The following is a 4,625-nucleotide window of genomic DNA, read 5'->3' as shown; positions in this document are numbered from 1 at the left end:
GGGCGCCGGCGGCGATGGCGGTCATGGCAAGGATGCGAATCATGCGACAGGGGCCTCCACGGACAGGCTGGACTCGAAAGTGATCAGGTCGCGAATTTCGGCGGTGCGCAGACCGATCATCATCGGGTTCTTGACGTTGGGCAGGAAGCTGATGTCGAAGATCTCGGTGATGTCGCCATCCAGGCGGATCCAGTTCAGCACGTCGCCATTGGTCAGGGAAATGATCTGCACCCCGCACCAGGGTTCCGAATCCCGCTTCTTCAGTTCTTCATCCAGCTGCAAGCCTTCGAAACGCTGGTTGCGCGGCTTGGACAGCCCCACCGCCGCGACGTTGCCGATGATCGACAGGCCGCGGGCAAAGCCCGGGACGAAGGCGTGCGGGACGAAGGCCTTTTTCTCGAAATCGACCCAGCCCAGGTAGCCGGTCCCGGCGTTGAGCAGCCACAGCTTGCCATCGTGCCAGCGCGGCGAGTGCGGCATCGACAGGCCTTCGCAGACGATTTCATCGGTGCTGACGTCGATGACGATGCCGCCGTCACTGCGACGCTCTCGCCAGCCGTCGACGGTATCGCTCTTGCACACCGCCGTCACGTATTTCGGCTCGCCGTCGACCATCGCCAGGCCGTTGAGGTGGCAGCGGTCTTCCGGCGCCAGCTTGCTGATGAAATTCGGCTTCCAGATTGCCTTGAAGCTGTGTGTGGGGTCGAGCTCGGCGAGGCAGGAATACTTGGTGTTGACGAACACCACGCGGCCATTCTTGCGGATGCCCAGCTCGTGAATGTCGACATCGCCGATGGTCTGCGCGTTGCGCGGCACATAGCACTTGTCGTACTGGCCGTGGATGACCTCGTTGGAACGCAGCACGTTCTCGAAGCGCCACAGCTGGTACAGACCGCCCAGATAGATGCGCTGGGCGTTGCCGATCACGCCCATGGCGCGCTCGAAGATGCGCTCGAAGAACGAGACGCGTCCCTTGGCATCGGAGCCGACCAGATAGATCCGGCCCGACTGGTACGACGTGATCGCGATGGACAGCCGATTCTGGCCCAGCCAGCCGGCCAGGCTGCGCGAGCAGCTCCGCTCGACCTTGAACTGGGTCAGGTCCTTCGGCTTCTGCTGCCCCTGTGGCGCCGGCTGCCCGGCCGCCGCTTCCGCGGCTGGCGGCGCGTCCGCCGGACCCGCCACCGCTTCCAATCCCGTTTCCGAATCCGGCGCGTCCTTGCTGGACTCGACGCCGGGGTCTTTCTGCTTTTTGTCTTTGGCCACTTGTAATCCAGACTGCTTGGGAACAACGGGGCCCGGCGTCATCCGCCGGGCCCCGACATTTCTATCGATTACCAGGAATAGCGGAACGAGGCCTGGCCGCCCAGCACGCTGTCGTAGCTGCCACCGTCGGTCCAGTTGCCGCCGATCGTGAAGCCGAACCCGCCGCGCTCCACGCCCACGCCAAACTCGGCCATGAACGCGCTGCCGTTCACCCACGTGTCACCGTGGAACACCCCGCCGATGGTGTACTCGCTCGCACCGCGCGAGTTGTGCACCCAGTTCAGCGAGCCGTACGGCGTCCAGCGGAAGTCACCGCTCTCGATCTGCGTGTTGAAGTCCACGCCCACCCGACCGCGGTTGTAGTGACCGCCGCCCAGCACCAGATCAGCATACTGGCCGTGGTACGGGTCGATCTCATCCACCTGCGTCCAAGTGTACTGGATCTGCGGCACGATGTTGATGTTGCCCACCTTGAACTCGTAGCCGCCTTCCAGGCTCACCGCGTTGGTGTGCACGCGCGACTGCAGGACGCCGCCGACCGAGGTCGAGTACACGTCCGCCGCCATCTTCCGCGCCGTCAGGTCCACGTACCAGCCATTGGGCACATACCAGGTCAGGTACATGCCGAAGGTCATGCCGTCCATCCGGTTGGTGCCCACGCCCGGGCTGTCCAGACGCTGGCGCGAGTCCGCGTTGCCCAGCACCACGCCCGCGTGCAGGTTGCTCCACAGGTTCGCGTTCACGCCCACCTCGGTGCCCCAGCTCGCCTGACGGTAGTCGAAGTTCCCGCCCTGACCGAAGTTGTGCGCGTTGTGGCCCGGGTTCACGTCGCCGGTCTCGGTGTAGTAGCGCACGTACGCGCTCATCACCTTGCCCGCATCGCCGTACGGGTTCACGCCCAGACGCTGGCGGAACGTGCCCACCTGCGCGTTCATGAAGTTCGCCGCACCCTGCGCCGTCAGCGCCGCGATCGAACCGGTGTCGTTCAGGCCGTTCACGTCCAGATTGATCGAGAACACGTCATCCACCGTGTTGGTGGCGTCGATCGCGCTGCTGATCGTCAGGTCCACGTCGATGAAGTTCAGCGGGTAGTTGTAGTTCAGCAGGGTGCCCGGGGCGAAGTTGCTCGCCACCGAGTTGCCGGTGATCCACGCAAACGGGATCGTCATGTGCTGGGTGATCGGGAACATCGGGAAGTTCACGTTCACCGTCTGCACCGCGTTTGCCGTCATGTCACCGATCACGTACAGGCTGTCCGCCGTCAGCGCCACCTGGTTCACGTCGATGTTCAGCGAACCCACGCCGCCCAGCACCGGACCCACGGTCAGGGCGTCGTTCACGTGGTTGTCCACCATGTCGATGGTGCCGTTGTTGGTCACCGTGCCGTTCACGCCTGCATCGATGTAGTTCAGCGCGTTGTTGACAAACACCGTGCCGCCGTTCACGAACGCATTGATGCCCGCGCCCATGGCGATCGTGCCCGTGTTCAGGTGAACTTCGCCGCCGGCCACGGTGAGGAACGTGTCATCGCCGTCACCAAAACCGATTGCCGCCTGGCTGACGATGACATCGCCCGCGTTGCGCAGGTAGTCATTGCCCAGACCGAAGTCGCTGGTGTAGGTGCCGCTGGCATCCCACACGCCGGTGGCGTTGTTGTAGAACGCATCGTCGCCGTCGAACAGATTGATCGCGCCGGTGATCGTGCCGCTGTTGTTGATGGTGTTGATCACGTTCGAGCCGTACACCGCCCAAGCCTGACCGTCCGGACCGAACGCCTGGATGGTGCCGCCGGCCGCGTTGTTCAGCGTGCTGGTGCCCAGCGGGGCTTCCATCTTGACCGCCGCCGCGAAGGTGCCCAGCACGTCCATCGTCGCCGTGATGTCGCCGCTGTTGTTCACCACCACGTCGCCAACGGCCGAGTAGGCGTTGACGCCGTAGGCGTAGTTGTAGGCCGAGACCGCGATGTTGCCGCCGTTGCTCACCGTGGTGTCGCCGCCGGCCGAACGCGCGTCGATGCCGTAGGAAACGAAGTAGGAGCTCGCAGTGATGTCGCCGCTGCTGGTCACGGTGGTGCCGCCGACGCCGGTCGAACTGGCGAAGATGCCGTTGCCGTACTTGGCGCCACCGTCAGCGGTGATGGTGCCGCTGTTGTCGACCACCACCGTATCGCCCAGCGCCACGATGCCGTAGGCCTTGTCGCCGTACAGCGGCGCCGTCGATGCCGGGAAGCTCGTCGCCGTGATGTCGCCGGCGTTGGTGACGGTCGTCGTCCCCGTCGGCGCGCTGGCGAAGATGCCGAACGCATACTTGCCGCCCGATTCGGCCAGGATGTCGCCGCTCGCCGCATTGGTCACGGCGACGTCGCCCACGCCCGCGTAGGCCGCGATGCCGTACGCGCGGCCCGCATCGCTGTGCGCGGTGATGCCGCCGGAGTTGCCCACGGTGACGTTGCCCATCACGGAGTACGCATCCACGCCGTGGCTGTAATACCCCGTTGCAAGCACGGTGCCGCTGTTGGTCACCGCGACGTCGCCGGCGGCCTGCGCCCAGATGGCCTTCGCGTAGTTGTTGGCCGAGGTGGCGGTGATCGCGCCGCTGTTGCTCACCGTGGCGTTGCCCGCCGCGGCAAAGGCGTCGATGCCGATCGCGTAGTAAGCGCCGATGCCAAGGTAAGTGCTGGTGGCGTCGATGGTGCCGGCGTTGGTGACGATGGCATCGCCGTCCGCCGAGTTCGCCAGAATGCCCAGACCCTGGTAGTAGGCCGTGCTGTCGATGCTGCCGGTGGCGGTGTTGGTGACGGTCACATCGCCGTAGCCAAGGGCGCGGACGCCGTAGGAATAGTAATAGCCGGTCGCGGTGATGGCGCCCGAGTTGGTGACGTTCACGGTGCCGACAGCGCCAACCAGACCATTGAGCGTGTCGACGCCGAAGGCGTTGTCGGCCGCCACGTCGATCGCGCCGCTGTTGGTGACATCCACGGTGCCGGCGAGGGTGTTGACCACCGCGTACAGACCGATGGCTTCGCCGCCGATGCCGTTGACGCTGACGTCGATGTCGCCGCTGTTGTCGATCGCCGCGCTGTCCACGCCGTAGACCTGGATGCCGCCACCGAACATGCCGCCGGTGTTGCTGGTGGCGGTGATGTCACCCGAGTTGGTCACGCTGGCGTCCAGACCGTAGGCGAAAATGCCCTCGACCAGACCGCCGCCCAGCGAATCGACGGTGATGTCGCCGCTGTTGTCCACCGTCGCCGTGGTCGCCGCCGAGGCATAAATGCCCAGCGCGCTGCCGGCACCGCCGGTCTGCGCGCTCAGCGCGCCGGAGTTGGTGATCGTCACCTCATCAAGCAGGCTGTAGCC

2 protein-coding genes are annotated in these 4,625 nt (G+C 65.1%); both read right to left on the bottom strand.

Annotated elements, in window-relative coordinates; translation table 11 throughout:
• Positions 1–39: 39 nt before the first annotated feature.
• Positions 40–1,194 carry a TIGR03032 family protein gene (locus K8I04_00540; GenBank protein ID MBZ0070209.1) on the bottom strand — a complete coding sequence of 385 codons (1,155 nt, stop codon included), beginning with the start codon at positions 1,192–1,194 and terminating at the stop codon, positions 40–42.
• 140 nt (positions 1,195–1,334) lie between these two features.
• The coding region (locus K8I04_00535; GenBank protein MBZ0070208.1) for an autotransporter outer membrane beta-barrel domain-containing protein at positions 1,335–4,625 on the bottom strand (3,291 nt) is incomplete at its 5' end.

It is taken from the genome of Gammaproteobacteria bacterium (assembly GCA_019911805.1).
In the GTDB taxonomy this organism is placed as follows: domain Bacteria; phylum Pseudomonadota; class Gammaproteobacteria; order Thiohalobacterales; family Thiohalobacteraceae; genus JAHJQQ01.
This window is presented reverse-complemented; position numbering and strand designations above follow the sequence as displayed.